Origin of the sequence: Nitrosospira sp. NRS527 (assembly GCF_018406445.1) — a bacterium.
In the GTDB taxonomy this organism is placed as follows: domain Bacteria; phylum Pseudomonadota; class Gammaproteobacteria; order Burkholderiales; family Nitrosomonadaceae; genus Nitrosospira; species Nitrosospira briensis.
This window is the reverse complement of sequence record NZ_AP024515.1, coordinates 686,813-707,188: the sequence shown is the minus strand read 5'-3', so window position 1 is coordinate 707,188 and position 20,376 is coordinate 686,813. Positions and strand designations below refer to the sequence as shown.

Sequence of the window (20,376 nt, the reverse complement as noted above, 5' to 3'; positions counted from 1 at the left end):
CTTTAACTGGGGATAAGCCGACTGATATCGTTGTATATGGCAAAAGCCATCAGGGCAAATAACAGTATCATCCCGACCTGCTGGCCCATTTCGATGGTTTTCGCAGAAACAGGAGTGCCTTTGACGATTTCGATCACATAATACATTAAATGCCCCCCGTCCAGTACGGGAATAGGTAACAGGTTCAGCACACCCAGACTGATGCTGATGAGGGCGACAAAGCCCAGATAGGATGACAGGCCCATCTGCGCCGACTTGCCTGCGTAGTCGGCGATCGTGATGGGGCCGCTCACATTCTTCCAGGATACTTCACCCGCAACCATTTTCCACAGCATATGCAAAGTAAATATCGACGTTTCCCAGGTTTTGCTCATGGCCTTGACCATGGCCGTGCCCGCCGGATAACTGACTTCTATGAGCAGTTTTTTCAGTTCGTCATGGTCGATCCGGGGTCCGATACCTATTTTTCCGATTTTCTCTCCGCTGTCGGTGGTCGTATCGGGAACGACTTCTATACTCAGCGTCGTGTCATTACGGTGAATATCCAGCATTAGCGGAATTCCCGGACTGGCCCGTATCTTTTGCACCAGATCTTCCCAAAACGTGATCCGCTTACCGTCTATTGCCAGAATCTCATCGCCCGCCTGCAAGCCGGCGCGACTACCTGCGCTATCCGGCGTCACCTGCGAAATGATGGGTTTCACCGCGGGCTGATAACTGCTCAAGCCGACTTTCTTCAGAAAATCACCGTCCAGATCGTCGGCATGAATGCCGCTGAAGTCCATTTGCCGCGAGACAAGTTGTCCGTGTGTATCAAGTGTCTCCACGGTCACGGCGGGTGACCTTTCCACTGCACTCGACAGCAATAGCCAGCGAGCATCCTGCCAGGTGGCGACGGGTTCAGCTTCGATCTTCACGATAGTATCGCCCTTCTCGAAACCTGCAACCGCTGCTGGCGTTGCCGGCACCACGGGCCCCACGACGGGTTTCATAGCGCTGACGCCGAGCACGAACAGAAGCCAGTAAAGCACGATGGCCAGAAGAAAGTTGGCGATAGGCCCTGCCGCCACAACCGCTAGCCGCTGTGCCACGGGCTTGCGATTGAAAGTGCGCGTCAGTTCCTCAGGTGGAACGGCGCCCTCGCTTTCATCGAGCATCTTCACGTAACCGCCGAGAGGAAAGGCAGCTATTACCCACTCGGTTTGGTCTTTTCCCCAGCGCTTCCGTAATAAAGGCTGACCAAAGCCGATCGAAAAACGCAGCACCTTTATTCCACACCAGCGCGCCACCAGAAAATGGCCAAATTCATGAAATACGATCAGCAGCCCTAAGGCGACAACGAAAGCAACGAGGGTAAAAATGAATGTCATGCGGCATGCCGGCGACTAACGCGGCCCAAGGGAGCTTCAAATATCCGGAAGAAACGGCTTGCTGTCTTCCGCAAGGCAGGATGACAGCGTGATCGGTGAGAGATGATCAGATTGACGTCAGGCACAACGGGGGAAACGCCGATACTTTATGCCAGGCACGTCAGCCACTCATGTGCGGCTTCACGCGCTATGCTATCCGCATCCAGCACATCATCAAGGGTGGCGATATCCTGGCGGCCAATAGTCTGCATGACGTCTTCAATCATGGCCGGGATCGCGGTAAAAGGCATTTTACATGCCAGAAAAGACTCTACCGCTACTTCGTTCGCTGCGTTGAGTATCGCTGGTGCGCTGCCTCCGGTTGCCAGCGCCTGGTATGCCAGCCTCAAACAGGGAAAGCGTCTGAAATCCGGTGCTTCGAAATCCAGCCGGCCGACTTTGAACATATCCAGGGGTGTCACACCCGTTTCAATTCGATCCGGAAAACCCAGGGCATGTGCAATCGGTGTACGCATGTCCGGATTACCAAGCTGCGCCAATACCGAGCCATCCACATATTCGACCATGGAATGGATGATGCTTTGCGGATGAATCACTACCTGGATCTGGTCCGGCGGAGCTTCAAACAACCAATGCGCCTCAATGACTTCCAGCCCCTTGTTCATCATGGTAGCGGAGTCGACTGAAATCTTCCGCCCCATTACCCAATTGGGATGAGCGCATGCCTGTCCCGGCGTTACCTGCTCCAGCGAGCTCAGTGGAGATTGCCGAAACGGACCGCCTGATGCCGTCAGTAAAATGCGGCGTACCCCGATTGCGCCTAAATCACCATTGAAATGCTGCGGTAACGATTGGAAAATCGCATTATGTTCGCTGTCAATCGGTAGTAGAGTGGCGTTATTCTCTTTGACCACATCCATAAAAATCCGACCCGCCATGACCATGGTTTCCTTGTTGGCGAGCAGTACCTGCTTGCCCGCACGGGCGGCGGCAAAAGTGGGACGTATGCCCGCCGCACCAACGATCGCAGCCATCACGGTATCGACTTCTGCTAGCGACGCCACTTTTTCCAGAGACTCGACACCGCAGAGCACCTCGGTAGCAAGCCCTGCCGCATGCGCTTCTGCCCGCAGCCATTCAGCGCTCGCCTCCTCCAGCAGGACTGCATAACGCGGCTGAAAGCGAAGACATTGCTCCAGCATTTTTTTGGCGCTCTTGTTGGCAGCAAGGGCAACGATACGAAACCGGTCCGGATGGCGTGAAACCACGTCAAGGGTACTTACGCCGATGCTGCCGGTAGAACCAAGAATAGTGAGGTGACGAACTGCTATCATAATTCGGACTGTAACAATAGAAGTGACAAAACGGCTAGGGGCAGGGTTGAAGTCAGCGCATCAATACGGTCAAGTATACCACCGTGGCCCGGCAAAATATTCCCGCTATCCTTGAGTCCGGCATGACGTTTCATCAAAGACTCAAACAAATCTCCGATGATCCCCATTGCGGCAAGTAAAAGTAACAGTGGTATCAGTAGCCTGGCTGGAACTTCGTTTCCCCCGGCGTAACTCCATATCAGCGCATAAATAAACACCGCGGCCAGCGCTCCCGCCACGCCTTCCCAGGTCTTTCCCGGACTGATGGTGGGCGCAAGCTTATGCTTTCCCCAGGCACGGCCGGAAAAATACGCTGCCGTATCGGATATCCAGACAGTGGACATGAACCCCAGCAGGAGAAGCGGATTGATGGCCCGCAACTGGTACAGGGCAAAACATGTCGGTAATAACAGCAACCAACCCGCCAAGGCCAGCAAGGTCGTATTTCCGATCGGACGTCTTGATTTCAACAGAAACGGAACACCCAGCGTCCAGAACACCAGTGATGCGACGTAAATCCAGAGAAATGACGTGGTGTATGGATCAGCCAAAACGGCGCCGCTTAACAGGAACAGTAGTTCACCCGTCAGCAACACGGTAAATAAAAGATAAATGATGGAATGCTTGAGGGAAAACTGTGCGAGCCGGGTCCATTCCAATGAGCCTGCCGCAGTCAGGAGAAGCAGCAATGCCATCCAGAAAATAGGCGACAGGTAAAATAATGCCGCCAGGAAAAGGCATAATATAACGACGGCGGTTAAAATCCGAGCCCTAAGCATGACTGGGAAGGTAAAGAAGAAACGGCACGGATTGGAAAGGCGTAGAAGTTATGCCGTTTTTTTGACGACAGCTTCTCTTCCTCCATGAACGGATGGCGTCGTTTGAAGTTGCTCGCTGGTGCGCCCAAACCGGCGTTCACGCTGTTGATAAGACTGAATCGCGAGGTCCAGCGCACGCGCATCAAAATCAGGCCAAAGCGTATCGGTGAAATAGAGCTCGGTATAAGCCAGTTGCCATAACAGAAAATTGCTGATGCGTTTTTCGCCACCGGTACGGATAAATAGATCCGGTTCGGGAGCATAGTTCAAAGAAAAATGCTTCATCAAATCATTTTCATCAAAACAATCAATTAATTGCGGGCTTTTCTCCAGCATTTTCCGAACAGCCTGCATCATATCCCAGCGCCCGCCGTAATTGGCCGCGATGGTAAGTGTAAATCGACTGTTCCCGGCTGTAAGCGCTTCGCCATTACGCACAAATTCGACTATTTTTGGATCAAATTTAGCCAAATCGCCGATCACTTTGAAGCAAATGCCGTTCTCGTGCAGTTTTGTAACCTCCTGCTCGAGGACGCTGATGAAAAGCTGCATCAGGAATGCGACCTCGTCCGTTGGCCTGCGCCAATTTTCGCTGCTGAACGCGAATAGGGTGAGATATTCCACACCGCGCTCCATACAAGCCTTGATCGCCGTGCGTACTGTTTCCACGCCGCGTTTATGCCCAGCCATTCGCGGCATGAAGCGATTTTTCGCCCAGCGGCCATTGCCATCCATGATGATGGCGATATGCCGCGGAATCAGGTCGGTTTCAGGTATTTCCCGGGTTGAACTGGTGGTAACGGGCATGGGGATACGGTTGAGTCAAGGACATTTAAAATCCAGTGATTCGCAGCACCGGTTCGCGAAAGCGGATGCTAACCTCCACAATATCTTTGTGCTACGTTGCTTAACCTCAGATCGCCATCAGTTCGGCTTCCTTGATCTGTAGAAGTTTGTCTATTTCCGCGATATGGCGGTCGGTGATTTTCTGAATCTCATCCTGTCCGCGACGTTCGTCGTCCTCCGCTATTTCTTTTTCCTTCAGCAGATCCTTCAGATGCGTATTTGCGTCACGGCGGATATTTCGCACCGCCACCCGCGCAGTTTCACCCTCATGCTTTACCACCTTGGTGAGATCGCGACGACGCTCTTCGGTGAGTGCCGGCATGGGCACGCGGATCAACTCGCCGACGGTTACAGGATTTAGCCCCAGATCGGAATTCCGAATCGCTTTTTCAATCGCACCCAGCATTTTCTTTTCCCATGGCGCGACGGTAATAGTGCGTGCGTCCGCCAGGTTGACGTTCGCGACCTGGTTGATGAGCGTGGGTGCGCCATAATAGTCGACCGTAACGTGATCCAGCAGACCCGTGTGGGCCCGGCCGGTCCGTATCTTGCCCAGATCCAGTTTCAGCGCGTCCAGGCTCTTCTGCATTTTTTGTTCAGCGGATTTTTTTATCTCGGCGATCATGATTGTCGTTTACAGAATAACGGGATTTTGCGCTGTTCGTTGACAGCCCCTATTTTACGGTGATTCCAATGGGAATTGAGTAGTAAAAATTGGCCATTTCAAGCCTGCACGAGCGTTCCCTCATCTTCCCCCATCACCACCCGTTTCAGCGCACCGGGCTTGAAGATGCTGAATACATTGAGCGGCAACTTCTGATCGCGGCACAGAGTCAATGCCGTCGCATCCATCACCTTGAGATTCTGAGCAATGGCCACATCAAATGATAGCTTTTGATAGCGGATGGCGTCGGCATTCGTCTGGGGATCAGTGGTATAAACGCCATCCACCTTGGTGCCCTTGAGCACGATATCGACGTTCATTTCCATCCCGCGCAGCGCGGCAGCCGTATCGGTCGTGAAAAAAGGATTGCCTGTACCGGCGGCAAAAATCACCACTTTCCCGGTCTCCAGATAACGTATGGCCTTTCCGCGAATATAAGGCTCCACGACTTGATCAATACGCAATGCCGATTGTACCCGACTTACCAAACCGCCGCGGCGCATGGCATCCTGCAGCGCCAAGGCATTCATAACCGTAGCCAGCATCCCCATGTAATCCGCGGTGGCGCGATCCATCCCATCTTCAGCGGACGTTATTCCGCGAAAAATATTGCCGCCACCAATTACCACGGCCACCTGGACACCCAACTGAATTACATCGGCGATCTCGGCTACGATTCGTTCAATTACCGCCCGATTGATGCCATAGCTATCATCGCCCATAAGGGCTTCGCCGGAGAGCTTAAGCAGAATACGCTTGTAAGAGGCGATCGTCATGAATAGTGAATAATCAATTTGGCTGCGATGTGTTGTCTTCTTTGGCCTGGTTTACCTGCGCCATCACTTCGGCGGCAAAATCACCAGTTTTCTTTTCGATGCCCTCACCCACGATAAACAAGGTAAAGCCATTAACCTTTGCAGACTTTGCAGCAAGTAGTTTCTCCACGGTCTGATCCGGATTCTTGACGAATGGTTGGCCGAGAAGAGTCACTTCAGCAAGATATTTAACAACACGCCCATCAACCATCTTTGTGACGATATCGGCAGGCTTGCCGCTTTCCGCCGCTTGTGCCGTATAGATCTGCCTTTCGCGCGCCAGCAACTCGGGCGACACCTGCTCGCTTGACACACATATCGGCTTGCTGGCCGCGATGTGCATCGCCAGATCCTTGCCCAGCGTCTGGTCACCCCCCGTGTAATCGACCATTACGCCAATTTTTGCACCATGCAGGTAGGACGCAAGATGCCCCTGCGTTACATGGCGCGCGAAACGGCGCAGGCTGATATTTTCGCCTAATCTCATTACCAGCGCTTCCCGGAACGCATCCACGTTTTCCCCGCCCGGTAGCGTAGCGCTCGCCAATGCTTCGGTATCGGCTAAATTTTTCGTCGCTGCCAGTTGCGCAAGATCGCGGACAAAACCGATAAAGTCTTCGTTTCGGGCGACAAAATCGGTTTCGCAGTTGACTTCCACCAGGGCGCCGCTCTTGCCATCCGGCGTAATATACGCCGCCACCATTCCTTCCGCCGCAACACGCCCAGCCGCCTTGCTTGCCTTGGCGCCACTCTTGATGCGCAGCAGATCCTCCGCCGCTTTGATGTCCCCGCCGGTTTCAGTCAACGCTTTCTTGCATTCCATCATGCCTAGACCGGTCATGTCGCGCAATTCCTTCACCATTTTTGCGGTGATGTCCGCCATATTCACTCCAGATATAATTTGTTAAAGTAGCCGGGCGTGGATCATATCGCCAGTATCGCTTCGCAGAGGAAAGTCCATCTGGCCAGCTAACGGCAACCCTTGTTATTCCGCGGCTATTGCCTCATCCGCCTCTACCAGCTCATTTTTAATGATCTCCTGCATGGCCTGGTTGCGCCCTTCCAGAATCGCATCTGCGACACCGCGTGCATAAAGGCGTATCGCCTGGCTCGAATCATCATTGCCGGGGATTACGTAGTTCAGCCCCTCTGGACTGTGGTTGGTGTCCACCACGCCGACTATCGGTATACCGAGCTTCTTGGCCTCGGTAATCGCTCCTTTCTGGTAGCCGACATCGATCACAAACATGGCATCGGGCAAACCTTTCATATTCTTGATGCCGCCGAGGCTGCGATCGAGCTTTTCCAGATCGCGTTGAATATCCAGCGCTTCTTTCTTGGAAAGCTTGTCGAGAGTGCCATCCTCCGCCATCGCCTCCATATCATGCAGACGCTTGACCGACAGCTTTATCGTCTTGAAGTTGGTGAGCATACCGCCGAGCCAGCGCTGATCGACATAGGGAGCACCACAGCGGAGGGCTTCCTCACGCACGATATCGCGCGCCTGGCGTTTGGTGCCGACAAACAGGATATTGCCCTTGTTGGCCGATAGCTGGCGTACATAGTTCATCGCGTCCTGGTACATCGTCAGGGTTTTTTCGAGATTGATGATGTGTATCTTGTTGCGATGGCCGAAAATGTACTGTGCCATCTTGGGATTCCAGAAACGGGTCTGATGCCCGAAATGGACGCCTGCCTCCAGCATTTGCCGCATGGTTACTGACATGAATTTCTCCTTTGGGGTTGAGCCTCTATCCGCCATAGTCGCTCTTCTCAAGAGCACCCTATTTGAAACAGACGGATATGCGAATTTAAGCTGACTTGCGGAAAACTCTTCCCGAAACTCGGGAACGAACTTGACGCAAAGCCAGATTAGCGCGAAATTATATCATTTTTGCCGGGATTCACTCAATTTGAACCTGCGAAATACGATATATACCTCTGGCGTGCGTTGCGTTTCCGGCGCGGAAGGGCCTGTATATTGAGATCACAGAAGAGAAATAGTAGGATCGCGTCGATAGCAATTCAATTATCCTGAATTCGGCAGTTGGAAGAGCGGTGAGCGGTCGACTGCCGGACTTGGAATTATGTGTGTCAACGTACATAGCCATGTCAACAATTGTGAGAAACTGATCATTGATGACAAGGCGCTCGCAACCGAGTACTGCGTATATCTTCTGACTAACAATTGAAGGAGCCATTATGGAACAGAATACTTCGGATAAGATTGATGACGCAAAAGCCGCGGCGGAAAACATGGCGGATCGGGCGGGTGCGGCAGCTCAGCGGGTCGGAAATGCAGCCAGGTCAGCGGGCAAGCAGGTAGGTGATGCCGCGAGTGACGAACTGGCCAATCTCCGAGCCGATCTGGATGACCTTATTTCGCGAATTCCCAGTTTATCCGATATCGACCTGGAGGAAGCCAAGGAAAAACTGATGACAAAGGTTGCCTCCACGCGCGAAGCGGCTGCGGACCTGGCCCATGATGCCCGCGAACAGTTCGACTACGGTGTTGAATGTTCCAGGGAGTGTATAAAGGAGCATCCCCTGCAATCGGTAGGTTATGCCGCCGGTATCGGCTTGCTAATCGGCTTGCTGATGACGCGCCGTTGACCGTCCTTCCGGCCCCAGCACATCAGTCGAGATAATCGCCATGTTTGAGTCCATCAAAAAAGCCAAACAACTCGGAGCACTTGCCTTGGAGCGCGTCGACGACTATCTCGAGTTGGTAAGGTTATCAGCGGAGATTCAGGTTCAGAATTGGAAGAAACAAGCGATCAGTTATCTGATGGTGGCGCTTTTTTCTGCCTTGAGCCTGATCTTCCTGGGGTTGGCCGTCATCATCACCTGTTGGGACACCCCTTATCGCATACTCTCCGCATGGGGTATTGCCGGCATTTACGCTTTGATAGCTTTTCTGGTCTACGCCGCAGCGCCAAAGCAGACAGCTTCTGTTTCAGCCTTCGATGTCGTGCGTGACGAATTGCAGCAGGATATAAAGCTGATGAAGGATGTGGTATGAGCAGCGCTCTCGAAAATGAACAAAAAGCGCTATTGGAACGGATGGATGCCAGTCGCAGGAATTATCGAGCCATGTTTGTCCATGAGGATGAACACGAGCAGATCCATGATACGCATGCGTTCCCACGCAGTCATACATTTAAATTCATAATGCGACATCCGTATTACGTCTCCGGCGCGCTTGTTGCGCTGTCGCTGGTTTCACGCGTAAGGCTGAACAAAGCGGTAAAAGGCAGCATAGCGCTCACGGCAGGAATACTGGGCAGCAGCGCAAGAACATTGGTGATGCGTCAGGTCCTGCCCTCGGTGATAAGCTCGCTACGATCGCGTAACCGCCGCCCGTGATTCGGCAACGAAAAAATGTGGATGTGAATATGGTGTGACCGAAACAAGCCGCTTCTGCTTTTTTTGAGGAGAGTTATCATGGGTAAATATGTTCTTGCCTGGATTCTGGGCGTACCCGCGTTTGTCTTAATAATAATTTACTTCTTGATGAATTGAGGGATGTTGATCTGCATTGCTGCTCTAGCTGGGCATTTCTTCTGGCCGGGGCGCGAGCCACTACCACTATCATAAAGGCGGTCCCGTGAGATATTTTTCAACATGCCAGGGTCTGGACATTGACCGGGATGGACGGCTGAATCGGGATGAGTTCGCTAAGGCGCCTCGCATCAGGTTGAAGTGATATCCCCCACCTGAACTTACCCGAACACCGCCTGGGCTGTGGGTCATCGGTTGTAGTTTTCGTCTCCTCATTCTCCTCGTTTCCTCGTTCTGCTGGAAGTTATCACTGTCATCAAAATACATTCATACTCGGTCTGACCGGGCAGGTATCGTTTTAGCTCTGGCAGCCAAAACCTGAACATCTTGTATTTAACGTGGATCGGGCATTTCGGCTACAATTCGCGAATGTATGCAATTAAAGCAATAACGACGCTGGATAACATGGTAGGCGAAGCCATCCTGGGCGAGACAAGCGGAAATATTTTTCTGGTCGGAATGATGGGTGCGGGAAAAACAACGGTTGGCAGGCTTCTGGCAAACTTTCTGGAAAAAAAGTTTTATGACTCGGACCGGGAAATCCAGAAGCGAACCGGCGTCAGCATACCCCTTATTTTTGAAATTGAGGGCGAGGCTGGTTTCCGCAAGCGGGAAACAGAAATGCTCTCCGAACTGGTGAAAACCGGAAATATTGTACTTGCCACAGGCGGCGGCGCAGTGTTAAGCGCGGAAAACCGCGAGATGCTGAAGCGTAGCGGCACCGTGATCTACTTGAGAGCCACAATCGATGATTTGTGGCGTCGAACGCGACATGACAAGAATCGTCCATTGCTCCAGACTCAGGATCCTCGCACGAAACTGACTGAACTTTATGCACAACGGGATCCCCTTTACCGGGAGACAGCGCATATCATCGTTGAAAGCGGAAAACGAAGTGCACGCCATCTGGCGCAATTGCTGGCACAGCAACTGGCCTGCTCCGGTTTGGGAATGGATGAAATTTGAAAAGAAGGGTTGCCGCAGCAGCAATGTACATTGATGTGCATTGCTTCGGCCCGGCGTCCTATAAATTGACAGGCTGATAAGTAGGGATGGGGACGGATAGCTCGGCTTACTCGTCCATTGGCGCCTCATCGGGAAACAGAACGTCGGTAAAACCGAATGTACGAAAATCAGTAATACGCATGGGGTAGAGAATGCCATTCAAATGGTCGCACTCGTGTTGTACGACACGGGCATGGAACCCGTCGACACTGCGATCGATGGATTCACCATACTGATCCGAACCCTGATAGCGCACGTTGGTAAAGCGTGGAACCATGCCGCGCATGCCTGGAACACTCAGACAGCCCTCCCAACCCTGTTCCATGGTCGTTGCCAGCGGCGTTAACACCGGATTCACCAGCACGGTATAAGGTACCTCCTCCGCATCAGGATAGCGTGGATTGCGCTTCACCCCGAAGATCACGACTTGCAGGCCGACTCCAATCTGAGGTGCAGCCAGTCCTGCGCCGTTGAGGGCTTCCATGGTGTCATGCATATCACGAATCAGGGCCTCGAGCTCGGGGGTGCCGAACGCCTCCACTTTGCGGGCCACTTCGAGCAATCCGGGATCGCCCATTCTCAAGACCGGCTTAATCGACATCGAGCTCCACCGCATGCTCGAGAATATTCCTGACACCCACCATCGCTTTCTCCAGAACAGCATGAGCATCTTCCAGACGAATCGCATGCACGCTCGTTTTACGTCCTGCAGCATAATTGGCCACTACCGTGATAGACGCATAGCAAAGGCCTAATTCCTTGGCGAGTGCCGCTTCGGGCATACCGGTCATCCCTACCATATCCACCCCGTCCCGTTCCATGCGATTGATTTCGGCGGCGGTTTCCAGCCGTGGCCCTTGAGTTGCGCCATAGACACCACCATCAATCACGTTTTCATTGGCGCGTGCCGCCGCCTCGAGCAAGCGTCCACGAGTCAGCTGGCAGTAGGGTTCGGTGAAATCGACATGAGTAACCGACTTGGCTGTGTTGTCGTGATAAGTATACTTGCGGCCGTGGGTATAATCGATAATCTGGTCGGGAACTGCAACCACGCCGGGTGTTAAATCCGAGCGGATGCCGCCTACCGAAGCAACAGCTATCACCCGGGTCAGTTCCAATGAGTGTAACGCCCAGAGGTTGGCACGGTAATTTACCTCATGAGGTGGAATGGTGTGTCCATAGCCGTGGCGCGCCAGGAATACAACCTCATGGTCATTGATTTTGCCGAAAGTCAGCGGGCTCGACGGTTCACCATAGGGTGTCGTCATAATGCGTCGATGCGATATCTCAAGACAGGCAAGCTGGGCCATACCTGTGCCACCGATGATTGCAAGCATGTCTTTCAGAAATCCAGAGAGATTGAAAAGTACCCTTGATCGCTTTTAAAAAAACCATGGCTCGCGAGCGTTCACTCCGCAGCTTTCATTCTTGTCGCATGTTAGCGAATTAGCAACGTTAGCGATTTTGCAGCCGCATATTTTTTCAGGTTTCTCCTACGCCTTCAAGGCGTAAATCGCGGGGAGATTCCGCCATGCGCCATAGATATCCATTCCGAAGCCAAACACAAAGCGATCCGGCAGCATGACACCCACAAAATCCGCGCTGATGGGCTTGGGTTTGCCTATGACCTTCTCAGCAAAAACAGCACTGTAGAAGGCTGTTGCGCCTTGGCTCATAACCCGTTCACGGATTGCCGCAAGCGTGATCCCTTCATCGAGGACGTCATCCAGCACTAACACTACCCTGTTTCGCACGTTCTCGGGAGGTGATACCTTCCAATTGATTTTACCACCCCGGGTTTCATTATCGTAGCGGCTGACATGGAGATAATCGAAATTGAGCGGAAATTCCAGCAGCGGCAGCAATTGACCGGTAAACACCACGGCGCCGCCCATTATGCTCAATACCAATGGATACCGATGCGATAGTGCCGCAGTAATCTCGGCTGCCATGTGTTTGACCGTCTGGGATACCACGTCAGCAGAAAATATCTGCTCCGCCGCGCCGAGGATCTTCTTCGCTTCTTCGCAAGAAAGCATCAGGTCAATATGGATATCAGTTGAAACCGTGAAAAGAAAAAAATCATCAAACAGAAGGAATGTCGCGGCATCTGGCATCCAGATAGTCGGAAAATTCCTGGCGCACTTCCGGATGCTCTAGCGCCAGCGCGATAGTGGCCTTGAGGTAACCTATCTTGCTTCCACAATCGTAACGGGTACCCGAGAATTCATACGCCAACGCGCGCTCTTCCAATAATAGCGAGGCGATGCCGTCCGTCAGTTGGATTTCCCCACCCGCACCGGGATCGATTTTTTCCAGATGCTCAAAAATCTTGGGAGTCAAAATATAACGGCCCACAACACCTAATGTTGAAGGTGCATTCTCTGGCTTGGGTTTTTCGACAATACCGGTGATAGGGTGCAGGCGGTTCATCCCCGGCCCGCATTTCACAATACCATAATTCACCGTATCTTCCGGCTCGACCTCTTGTACGGCCAGTATCGAGCAACCGTTCTGTTCATACACTCGGCACAACTGTTGCATGATTGGTTCGTCATCCGCAAGCAAGTCATCCGCAAGCAGTACTGCGAATGGTTCATTACCCACTGCAGGACGAGCACATAATATTGCATGGCCTAACCCGAGCGCTTCCGATTGACGGATATAGATGCAGGAAACATTTTTCGGCAAAATATTTCGCAGTACTTCCAGCGTTTCCGTTTTACCACGCGCTTCCAGCTCTGCTTCCATCTCGTAAGCTTTGTCGAAATGATCCTCGATAGCACGTTTATGACGGCCGGTTATAAAAATCATCTCTGTTATGCCCGCCGCCACGGCCTCTTCAACCGCATACTGGATCAACGGCTTATCCACCACGGGCATCATTTCTTTGGGGCTCGCCTTGGTGGCGGGGAGGAAACGGGTACCCATCCCTGCCACGGGGAAAACCGCTTTAGTTATTCTGGCCATGAACGCACTCGCTTAGTATTGGAATTTCAGGAAAATGAACTTGAATCAACCCTGTGAATCTCGCAATAATTGTAGCAATCCTGCCTCGTCAAGGACCGTTATTCCCAATTCAACAGCCTTGTCATACTTGCTGCCCGGGTCCGCACCAGCCACAACATAATCGGTTTTCGCCGAAACGCTGCCTGTTACTCTTCCCCCAACGGCTTCTATTCTTTCCTTGGCATCTTCTCGTGTCAGATTCGGCAGGCTCCCCGTCAACACGAAAATCTTGCCGCCGGCTTTGCCCATATCCGAGGTACCGTCGAAACTCGCCTTCGCCTGGATGCCCTCGTCCTCTTTCCACCGTACTCCGCTGGCGCGCAATTGCTCGATAACTTCGAGATTGTGTCTTTCGCCAAAAAAATCGGCAATGCTCTCAGCCACCACGGGACCAATATTCGGCACCAGGCGCAAACTTTCCGCATCCGCTGCGATCAACCTGTCCAGACCGCCGAAGTACCGGGCCAGATCCTTGGCAGTGGTCTCGCCCACATTACGGATACCCAACGAATAAATAAATCGGGCCAGTGTGGTACTTTTACTTTTTTCGATGGCGCTTATGGTATTGCCTGCGGATTTGTCCGCCATTCTCTCCAGGGCGGCAAGTCCGGTTATACCCAGTTTATAAAGATCCGCCGGCGTTCTGATAATGGCGTTATCTACCAGTTGCTCCACGAGCTTATCGCCCAAGCCGTTGATATCCATAGCGCGGCGTGAGGCAAAATGCAAAATCGACTGTTTTCGCTGCGCCGGACAGAACAGCCCGCCCGTGCAACGGGTTAACGCCTCACCGGGCAGGCGCATCGCTTTCGAGCCACATACCGGGCAGTGATCAGGCATAACGAATGGCCTTGCATGCGGCGGCCGGCTCTCCTTCTGTACTGACACCACTTCGGGAATCACATCGCCCGCCCGCCGCACTGTTACCGTATCCCCGATCATGACATCTTTACGCCTGATTTCATCCTCGTTGTGCAGCGTTGCATTGGTAACGGTGGCGCCCCCCACAAACACCGGTTTCAATCGCGCAACTGGCGTCATGGCGCCGGTTCTACCGACTTGTACGTCGATTCCCAGCAATTCCGTTATCGCTTCCTGCGCCGGAAATTTATGAGCAAGGGCAAACCGGGGGGCACGTGACACAAACCCGAGCTTCTCCTGCTGCGCGAGATCGTTGACCTTATATACCGTGCCATCGATATCGTACGGCAGGCGTTCGCGCTTTATGCGTATTTCCCGGTGATATTCCAGCAATGCCGCCACACCGGTTACGGTACTGCGTTCTTGCGCAACCGGAAAACGCAGCGACGCAAGGTAGTCCGTTATATGATGATGTTTATCACGAGGCACGCTTCCGCCTTCAAAAGCGCCGATGCCATATGCGAAGAACCTCAGTCTACGGTTTGCCGTAATGGCGGGATCGAGCTGGCGTAGTGCACCTGCTGCGGCATTGCGGGGATTGATGAACTCCTTTTCATTTTTTGTGCGCTGTTGCCGATTAAGTTTCTCGAAATCAGCCTTCAACATCAGTACCTCGCCACGCACTTCGAGAAAGGAAGGGGTGTCACCGATACCAGCGTCGGTTTTAAGCGCCAAAGGAATAGATTGGACTGTGCGTAAATTCAGGGTGACATCTTCGCCAACATAGCCATCGCCACGGGTGGCGCCCGTCCTGAATATACCGTTTTCATAACACAGGCTTACCGCCAGACCGTCGAATTTGGGCTCCACCGCATACTCCACGCAGCTCACCCCCAAGGTCTGGCGCACGCGCCGGTCAAACGCCTCCACCTCCGCCGGTTCAAATGCATTGCCGAGGGAGAGCATCGGGATGCGATGGACAATCTGGGGAAACTCAGTGAGCGCAGCAGCGCCTATGCGCTGGGTAGGGGAATCAGACGTAACGAGTTGCGGATAGCGCTGTTCGAGTTCCTGCAATTCCCGGAATAGCTTGTCGTACTCCGCGTCCGGAATAGTCGGGGTATTCTGTGCGTAGTAGCTATAATTATGCAGTTCGATATTGCCGCGCAGTTCCTGTATGCGGCGCGCTACTTGGGAGACTTCATCCGGACGCTCACTCACGCAAACAGCCTCAGCGCAGTTTCGCCACCGGCAGGAATATTGCGCGACAGCATGGTGGACTGTATTGCAATTAATTGCTGTTTGATTTTGCGGATGCCGCTGTCGCTCAAAGGTATGCGATTATCATCCACCATGACCCCCCCGAGATTGTCCGTGAAAACACCGGCGAGATGCATCATTTGCCCAAAAACGGCTTCGCCGTTTGCTACGCCCGGTACGTCAAGAAGAAATGTAATACCACGCGTCGTGAGCGTGCGGACGCTGCCAGGGAGAAAAGGAGAGGGTTCATAATTGCCGAGGGAAAATAAGACCACATTATTTTCGTCACGGTAATGAAACAGGCCTTCGGCGCCCAGCTTGAAACCTGACGTTTCTGCCAGGACGCGAATTTTGGCGCCGGTAAACACGCTGTTATCCTTGCTGATAATGTTGATGCCTACCATGACGTCCACCTGGGTGCAGAATTCGTCAAGTAATATTGCTCGCGCATACGCCTTATGTATATTAGGGCAATTTACCGCTGCCGCCACATGCGTGGCGAAATTTTCCGCCATGTCGCGAAATTCGGACAAACTGACTTCGCTTACCGGACCGGCTCGATCGGCGAGTTGCAGGCAACCGCGCAGATGGGTATAGCCACCCTTGCCGTTGGCCTCTGTTGTAATTTCTTCCCAAAATGCTTCCGTGCTTCTCTGCCCCAGCCACCGCACGGGCTTGCTGAAATCGAATTTTCGCTGTAACACCTCTGCCAGGCTCGAATTCATGATCGGTTTTTCGCTACGGATTTCAATCACATAATCCACACTATCCGGGGAGTTATCCTCCTCAAGCGGCGCTGGCTCCTGCTCAACCGCCGTTACGGCCCTGACCGGGCCTATGGCCGGTTCCGGCCTAGGTCGGGCAGTTTCCGCAGCCTCCGCCGGTTCTTCGCATGATTCTTCGATTGATTCTTCTACTGCTGGTTCTTCATTTGGCCCTTCGTTAGTTTCTTCGATCGGTTTTTCGGTTGATTCCCCCCGGGGCTCCATCCGGGGTTCTTGCAAGAACGCCTTATCGAGCTGCGGTTCAATCCTTTCATTTTGTTCGCCGGACAGGGTTTCTCTCAGCAATACGTCCTCATGTTTTGGCCCGAACGCTTCTTCCGCGCCCTGCCGATAGCGGCGTTGCTGCATCCAGTTAAAAAGGACAACACCCATAACCACGATGATTCCAATGGCTATCAAGCTGATTTGCAATTCGCTCATGTTCATCATATGTTCAAGTCGCCATGGAAGCGCTACTCAGCCTGACAGCCTCTTCGATTTCTACCGCAACCACCCGTGAAACGCCTTTTTCCTGCATGGTGACGCCAATTAATTGCTGAGCGATGCCCATCGTGATCTTATTGTGACTGATAAATACGAACTGGGTCCGAAGCGACATCTTCCGCACCAGATTGCAGAACCGCTCGGTGTTGCTATCATCCAGAGGGGCATCCACTTCATCCAACAGGCAAAACGGCGCGGGATTGAGCTGAAACAGCGAGAACACAAATGCCAGCGCAGTGAGCGCTTTTTCACCGCCGGACAGAAGGTTGATGGAACTGTTCTTCTTACCCGGTGGTTGGGCGAAAATTTGTATGCCTGCATCAAGAATTTCCTCCCCTCTCAATATCAGCTTCGCCTGCCCGCCACCGAACATGGTGGGGAACATATCTTCCAGATGGCCGTTGACCTTTTCGACCGTTTCCAGCAGTCGTTCGCGGGTTTCACGATCTATTTGCCGGATGGCATTCTTAAGCGTCTCCGATGCCTCCTCCAGATCCTGCGATTGTGAATCCAGATAGGTTTTGCGCGTCTGGCAAGATTCCAGCTCATCGAGCGCACCTGGATTAACCGCTCCCAAGGCAGCGATTTCTCCATTCATTCGGTTTATCTCGGCCTGCAAAGCGAAAGGCCGTGTTTTCCCGAGGGAGTGGATCAGTTCCTGCTCCGAGGCACCTGATTCCTTTAACTGCTCGCCAAACTGATCCTCGGCAATTCGCGCCTCTTGTTCCTTGAGGCGCACCTGGTTGATGCCTTCCCGCAGCGGGTGCAATTTTTGCTCGGAAGTCATGCGCTCCTGCTCTATTTCCCGCAGTTCACTGGCTGCATCTTCAAGGGCATTGCGCGCAACCGCCAATCTCTCTTCACGCTGTTCACGCAACGCCAGTCGTTCCTGAAGCAGACTGCTCAGTTGCGTTTCATCAAAATCACTCTGCGTGGCTTGCAATTTTTCCAGATGAGCTTCGAGCTCAACGGCATTTTCACCAATATACCGAATGGAATTTTCCGCTTCCGCAATTTTATTCAAGCAGGTTTTTTCGTGAAATGCCCCCTCCTGCATTTCCTTCTCGGCAATCCGTACGCGCTGGCGCTGTGCATCCAAAAACTGTTCCGCTGCTTCCCGCGCTTGTTTTTCCTTTTGTACCTGCTGTTGCAGCGCTTCGGCCTGAACCCGATACCGCATCAATTTTTCTTCGGCCTCCTGCTTCCGGAAGGACTCTGCCGTTGCCTGCTGCCCGATTTCAGCCAGTTCGCTGTCAATCTGCTTATGCCGCTGACTAGTACGGTCAGCGAGTTGAGTGAGCTTCAACGCCTGCATTTGTACGTTGTGATGCAGTTGCTGGAGATCCCCGATATCATCACGCAGACAAGACACGGACGATTCGAGCGCATGGCAGGCTTCCTCCGCCATATCCAGCTCGGCTTTCTCATCCGCGAGGCTTACTCTCAGCGCATCCGCTTCGACTTTAATCTGGGCTATCTCGCGTTGCCGGGCGAGTACGCCATGTAACTGCGAATCGGGAGCATAATAGGTAAGACTGTGGCATGTAATCATATGGCCCTCGCGAGTGACCAGCAATTCACGCGAAGATAAACTTGTTCGTTGCGAAAGACCAGTCCGCACATCCTCGGCCACGAATATTCCACCCAGCCATTCGTCCAGCACAGGTTTTGTTTCTGCATGATCGCAAGCCAGATACGATTGCAACGGTATCCAACTCTCCCTTCCTCTCGGGTCTTGCTGTTGTTCGCCCGATATTCCCTGTAACCCTTGGGTCGCTGGCCTGGCTAACTCGAACAGCGTCCATTTTCCCGGAGGAGGATCGTCCGCCCACTCACGCGCCATCTCCAATTGGCCGAGCCGCACACTGTTCAGGCGCTCGCGCAGCACCGCTTCAAGCGCATCTTCCCACCCTTTCTCAATCTGGATGTGTTGCCACAAACGCGGCAGTGTATCGAGCTGATGCCTGGCGATCCATGCGCTCAGTCCCTCGCTGCCTTCGAGACGGCTCTGCAAGCGCTCCAAGGCGCCAAGCCGCGCTTCAGTCCGTACAATCTGTTGCTCCAGCATTTGCACTTTACGCGAAAACTCACCTTTCACTTCCTCGGCATTCAGCAGCAGGCTTTCAGTTTGCGAGAGCGTTTCCTGTTTGTTTTTGAGATCAGCCGCGCTGGCCTCCGCTTGCCGGGCTAAACCGGATAGTGTTTCGATTTCCGGTTGGGGCGAGGAATTTCGCTCAGCCGTTAGCCGTACTCGTCGCAACTCAAGCTGCTGGAAGTTTTTTGCCGCGTGTGCCCGATTACTTTCTTCCAGTTGACCAGCCTGCTCAACCAGCAACACCTCACGCTGTGTTTCGGTAAATTTCTCCTGGCATAAGCGAAAAGTGGAGTCCGCCACCGGCAATTTTTCGTTCTCTGCCACAGCTTTTTGTTTGCCGGCTTCACGAGCCAAGCGCGCCCGTTCAAATTCCCCACGCCAGCGGCTCAAACTTTCAGCCGCATCTTCCACTTGTTTTTTGTGGTTCTCAAGCTGGCTCTTCACTGCCTTGATTTGTTGCGCCATGCGATGATGGTTTTCACGCACATGCCGGATTTGCTGTTCGGTATGTGCCACTTCCGCATTGGCTGTATAAAGCTCGCCCTGATACTCATGCAGGAGGTCGCCCATGGCATAATGATGAGCGCGCTTCTCTTCCAGGCGTTTTTCTGCATCGCGCAGGCTCGCGCTTTCCATTTCCAGCGAAGTCTGCAGCGATCGGAGCTCTTTTTCCGCAAGGGTACGTTGCGTGGCGGCTTCCTGTTTGCGGGCGCACCATAAAAGATTTTGCGCTTTATGCAATTGATCTTTCAAGTCATTAAAGCGTCGGGCCACCTCGGCCTGTCGTTCCAGGCGTATTAACTGCTTTTCCAGTTCCTGGCAAATATCGCTTATCCGCAGAAGGTTGTCGCGTGTATCGGCCAGGCGCGATTCAGTTTCACGGCGGCGCTCGCGATATCTGGAAATGCCTGCTGCCTCCTCCAGAAGTACGCGCAACTCCTCCGGCCTTGCTTCGATAATGCGGGAAATCATTCCCTGCTCGATAATGGCGTAGCCACGCCCACCCACTCCAGTGCCAAGAAAGATATCCGCGACGTCCCGCCGGCGGACATGGATATTATTGATGTGATAGGTTGATTCACCATCGCGACGCAATATTCGCTTGATGGAAATCTCCGCATAGCTCGACCACTGCCCGGCCGCCCTGCCAAGATTGTTGTCGAACATCAGCTCTACGCTGGCTCTTCCCACTGGTTTGCGATTCGCGGAACCGTTAAAAATCACATCCTGCATGGATTCGCCGCGCAACGCAGACGCGCGCGATTCGCCCAAGACCCAGCGCACGGCGTCGATCACATTGGATTTTCCGCAGCCATTGGGGCCCACAACCCCGACCAGATCCCCTGGAAGGGGAATCTCGGTAGGGTCGACAAAGGATTTGAACCCGGCTAGTTTGATGCGGGAGAGACGCAACTTGTCGTTCGCAACCAG

Annotated in this window: 19 protein-coding genes; 4 read left to right on the top strand and 15 right to left on the bottom strand. The window is 53.1% G+C overall.

Annotation, left to right across the window (positions count from 1 at the left end):
- Positions 1-2: 2 nt before the first annotated feature.
- The 8 genes from rseP to rpsB form a co-directional block, all read right to left on the bottom strand.
- Positions 3-1,370: an RIP metalloprotease RseP gene (rseP, locus tag KJS40_RS03160; RefSeq protein WP_213539038.1), complete on the bottom strand. Its 1,368-nt coding sequence runs from the start codon at positions 1,368-1,370 to the stop codon at positions 3-5.
- Between the two features lie 146 nt (positions 1,371-1,516).
- Positions 1,517-2,704: a 1-deoxy-D-xylulose-5-phosphate reductoisomerase gene (ispC, locus tag KJS40_RS03155; protein WP_213539037.1), complete on the bottom strand. Its 1,188-nt coding sequence runs from the start codon at positions 2,702-2,704 to the stop codon at positions 1,517-1,519.
- A complete protein-coding gene (locus tag KJS40_RS03150; RefSeq protein WP_213539036.1) occupies positions 2,701-3,522 on the bottom strand; it encodes a phosphatidate cytidylyltransferase in 822 nt (273 codons plus the stop codon). The genes ispC and KJS40_RS03150 overlap by 4 nt, the downstream gene beginning before the upstream one ends.
- A 48-nt stretch (positions 3,523-3,570) precedes the next feature.
- Positions 3,571-4,368, bottom strand: coding sequence for a polyprenyl diphosphate synthase (uppS, locus tag KJS40_RS03145; RefSeq protein WP_213539035.1), 798 nt, complete (start codon positions 4,366-4,368; stop codon positions 3,571-3,573).
- 106 nt (positions 4,369-4,474) lie between these two features.
- Entirely contained in the window at positions 4,475-5,032 is a 558-nt protein-coding gene (gene frr, locus KJS40_RS03140; RefSeq protein ID WP_025040323.1) for a ribosome recycling factor, read from the bottom strand.
- Positions 5,033-5,130: 98 nt separating this feature from the next.
- Positions 5,131-5,847 (bottom strand): UMP kinase, encoded by a 717-nt coding sequence (gene pyrH, locus KJS40_RS03135; RefSeq protein ID WP_213539034.1) that lies wholly within the window; start codon positions 5,845-5,847, stop codon positions 5,131-5,133.
- Between the two features lie 13 nt (positions 5,848-5,860).
- Positions 5,861-6,769 carry a translation elongation factor Ts gene (tsf, locus tag KJS40_RS03130; protein ID WP_213539033.1) on the bottom strand — a complete coding sequence of 303 codons (909 nt, stop codon included), beginning with the start codon at positions 6,767-6,769 and terminating at the stop codon, positions 5,861-5,863.
- A 102-nt stretch (positions 6,770-6,871) separates the two neighbouring features.
- Complete coding sequence (gene rpsB, locus KJS40_RS03125) at positions 6,872-7,612, bottom strand: 30S ribosomal protein S2 (protein ID WP_213539032.1); 741 nt, start codon at positions 7,610-7,612, stop codon at positions 6,872-6,874.
- Between the two features lie 476 nt (positions 7,613-8,088).
- On the opposite strand from rpsB, the gene KJS40_RS03120 reads away from it, so the two are divergent.
- The 4 genes from KJS40_RS03120 (at position 8,089) to KJS40_RS03105 (ending at position 10,413) form a co-directional block, all read left to right on the top strand.
- On the top strand, positions 8,089-8,499 hold the full coding sequence (locus KJS40_RS03120; RefSeq protein WP_090457140.1) for a DUF883 family protein: 411 nt from the start codon (positions 8,089-8,091) through the stop codon (positions 8,497-8,499).
- 40 nt (positions 8,500-8,539) lie between these two features.
- On the top strand, positions 8,540-8,908 hold the full coding sequence (locus KJS40_RS03115; RefSeq protein WP_213539031.1) for a phage holin family protein: 369 nt from the start codon (positions 8,540-8,542) through the stop codon (positions 8,906-8,908).
- Positions 8,905-9,252: a hypothetical protein gene (locus KJS40_RS03110; RefSeq protein ID WP_213539030.1), complete on the top strand. Its 348-nt coding sequence runs from the start codon at positions 8,905-8,907 to the stop codon at positions 9,250-9,252. The genes KJS40_RS03115 and KJS40_RS03110 overlap by 4 nt, the downstream gene beginning before the upstream one ends.
- A 600-nt stretch (positions 9,253-9,852) precedes the next feature.
- Complete coding sequence (locus tag KJS40_RS03105; RefSeq protein WP_213539696.1) at positions 9,853-10,413, top strand: shikimate kinase; 561 nt, start codon at positions 9,853-9,855, stop codon at positions 10,411-10,413.
- A 106-nt stretch (positions 10,414-10,519) separates the two neighbouring features.
- Here the strand turns inward: KJS40_RS03105 and def are convergent, their stop codons facing one another.
- The 7 genes from def to smc form a co-directional block, all read right to left on the bottom strand.
- Positions 10,520-11,053, bottom strand: a complete 534-nt coding sequence (def, locus tag KJS40_RS03100; protein WP_213539029.1) for a peptide deformylase — start codon at positions 11,051-11,053, stop codon at positions 10,520-10,522.
- Complete coding sequence (locus KJS40_RS03095) at positions 11,043-11,789, bottom strand: S-methyl-5'-thioinosine phosphorylase (RefSeq protein ID WP_213539028.1); 747 nt, start codon at positions 11,787-11,789, stop codon at positions 11,043-11,045. Before KJS40_RS03095 ends, def begins: the two co-directional genes overlap by 11 nt.
- A 156-nt stretch (positions 11,790-11,945) precedes the next feature.
- Positions 11,946-12,491, bottom strand: coding sequence for a hypoxanthine-guanine phosphoribosyltransferase (locus tag KJS40_RS03090; RefSeq protein ID WP_213539027.1), 546 nt, complete (start codon positions 12,489-12,491; stop codon positions 11,946-11,948).
- A gap of 46 nt (positions 12,492-12,537) precedes the next feature.
- Positions 12,538-13,422, bottom strand: a complete 885-nt coding sequence (gene galU / locus KJS40_RS03085) for a UTP--glucose-1-phosphate uridylyltransferase GalU (RefSeq protein WP_213539026.1) — start codon at positions 13,420-13,422, stop codon at positions 12,538-12,540.
- A gap of 45 nt (positions 13,423-13,467) precedes the next feature.
- Positions 13,468-15,543, bottom strand: a complete 2,076-nt coding sequence (gene ligA, locus KJS40_RS03080; protein ID WP_213539025.1) for an NAD-dependent DNA ligase LigA — start codon at positions 15,541-15,543, stop codon at positions 13,468-13,470.
- A complete protein-coding gene (locus KJS40_RS03075) occupies positions 15,540-16,787 on the bottom strand; it encodes a cell division protein ZipA C-terminal FtsZ-binding domain-containing protein (protein WP_348529544.1) in 1,248 nt (415 codons plus the stop codon). The genes ligA and KJS40_RS03075 overlap by 4 nt, the downstream gene beginning before the upstream one ends.
- 13 nt (positions 16,788-16,800) lie before the next feature.
- A complete protein-coding gene (gene smc, locus KJS40_RS03070; protein WP_213539023.1) occupies positions 16,801-20,358 on the bottom strand; it encodes a chromosome segregation protein SMC in 3,558 nt (1,185 codons plus the stop codon).
- Positions 20,359-20,376: the final 18 nt, after the last annotated feature.

What these genes read in the sequence shown, in the direction of transcription:
- rseP (WP_213539038.1), bottom strand. Translation starts at nt 1,370, where the DNA reads ATGACATTCATTTTTACCCTCGTTGCTTTCGTTGTCGCCTTAGGGCTG.
- ispC (WP_213539037.1), bottom strand. Translation starts at nt 2,704, where the DNA reads ATGATAGCAGTTCGTCACCTCACTATTCTTGGTTCTACCGGCAGCATC.
- KJS40_RS03150 (WP_213539036.1), bottom strand. Translation starts at nt 3,522, where the DNA reads ATGCTTAGGGCTCGGATTTTAACCGCCGTCGTTATATTATGCCTTTTC.
- uppS (WP_213539035.1), bottom strand. Translation starts at nt 4,368, where the DNA reads ATGCCCGTTACCACCAGTTCAACCCGGGAAATACCTGAAACCGACCTG.
- frr (WP_025040323.1), bottom strand. Translation starts at nt 5,032, where the DNA reads ATGATCGCCGAGATAAAAAAATCCGCTGAACAAAAAATGCAGAAGAGC.
- pyrH (WP_213539034.1), bottom strand. Translation starts at nt 5,847, where the DNA reads ATGACGATCGCCTCTTACAAGCGTATTCTGCTTAAGCTCTCCGGCGAA.
- tsf (WP_213539033.1), bottom strand. Translation starts at nt 6,769, where the DNA reads ATGGCGGACATCACCGCAAAAATGGTGAAGGAATTGCGCGACATGACC.
- rpsB (WP_213539032.1), bottom strand. Translation starts at nt 7,612, where the DNA reads ATGTCAGTAACCATGCGGCAAATGCTGGAGGCAGGCGTCCATTTCGGG.
- KJS40_RS03120 (WP_090457140.1), top strand. Translation starts at nt 8,089, where the DNA reads ATGGAACAGAATACTTCGGATAAGATTGATGACGCAAAAGCCGCGGCG.
- KJS40_RS03115 (WP_213539031.1), top strand. Translation starts at nt 8,540, where the DNA reads ATGTTTGAGTCCATCAAAAAAGCCAAACAACTCGGAGCACTTGCCTTG.
- KJS40_RS03110 (WP_213539030.1), top strand. Translation starts at nt 8,905, where the DNA reads ATGAGCAGCGCTCTCGAAAATGAACAAAAAGCGCTATTGGAACGGATG.
- KJS40_RS03105 (WP_213539696.1), top strand. Translation starts at nt 9,853, where the DNA reads ATGGTAGGCGAAGCCATCCTGGGCGAGACAAGCGGAAATATTTTTCTG.
- def (WP_213539029.1), bottom strand. Translation starts at nt 11,053, where the DNA reads ATGTCGATTAAGCCGGTCTTGAGAATGGGCGATCCCGGATTGCTCGAA.
- KJS40_RS03095 (WP_213539028.1), bottom strand. Translation starts at nt 11,789, where the DNA reads ATGCTTGCAATCATCGGTGGCACAGGTATGGCCCAGCTTGCCTGTCTT.
- KJS40_RS03090 (WP_213539027.1), bottom strand. Translation starts at nt 12,491, where the DNA reads ATGCTTTCTTGCGAAGAAGCGAAGAAGATCCTCGGCGCGGCGGAGCAG.
- galU (WP_213539026.1), bottom strand. Translation starts at nt 13,422, where the DNA reads ATGGCCAGAATAACTAAAGCGGTTTTCCCCGTGGCAGGGATGGGTACC.
- KJS40_RS03075 (WP_348529544.1), bottom strand. Translation starts at nt 16,787, where the DNA reads ATGAGCGAATTGCAAATCAGCTTGATAGCCATTGGAATCATCGTGGTT.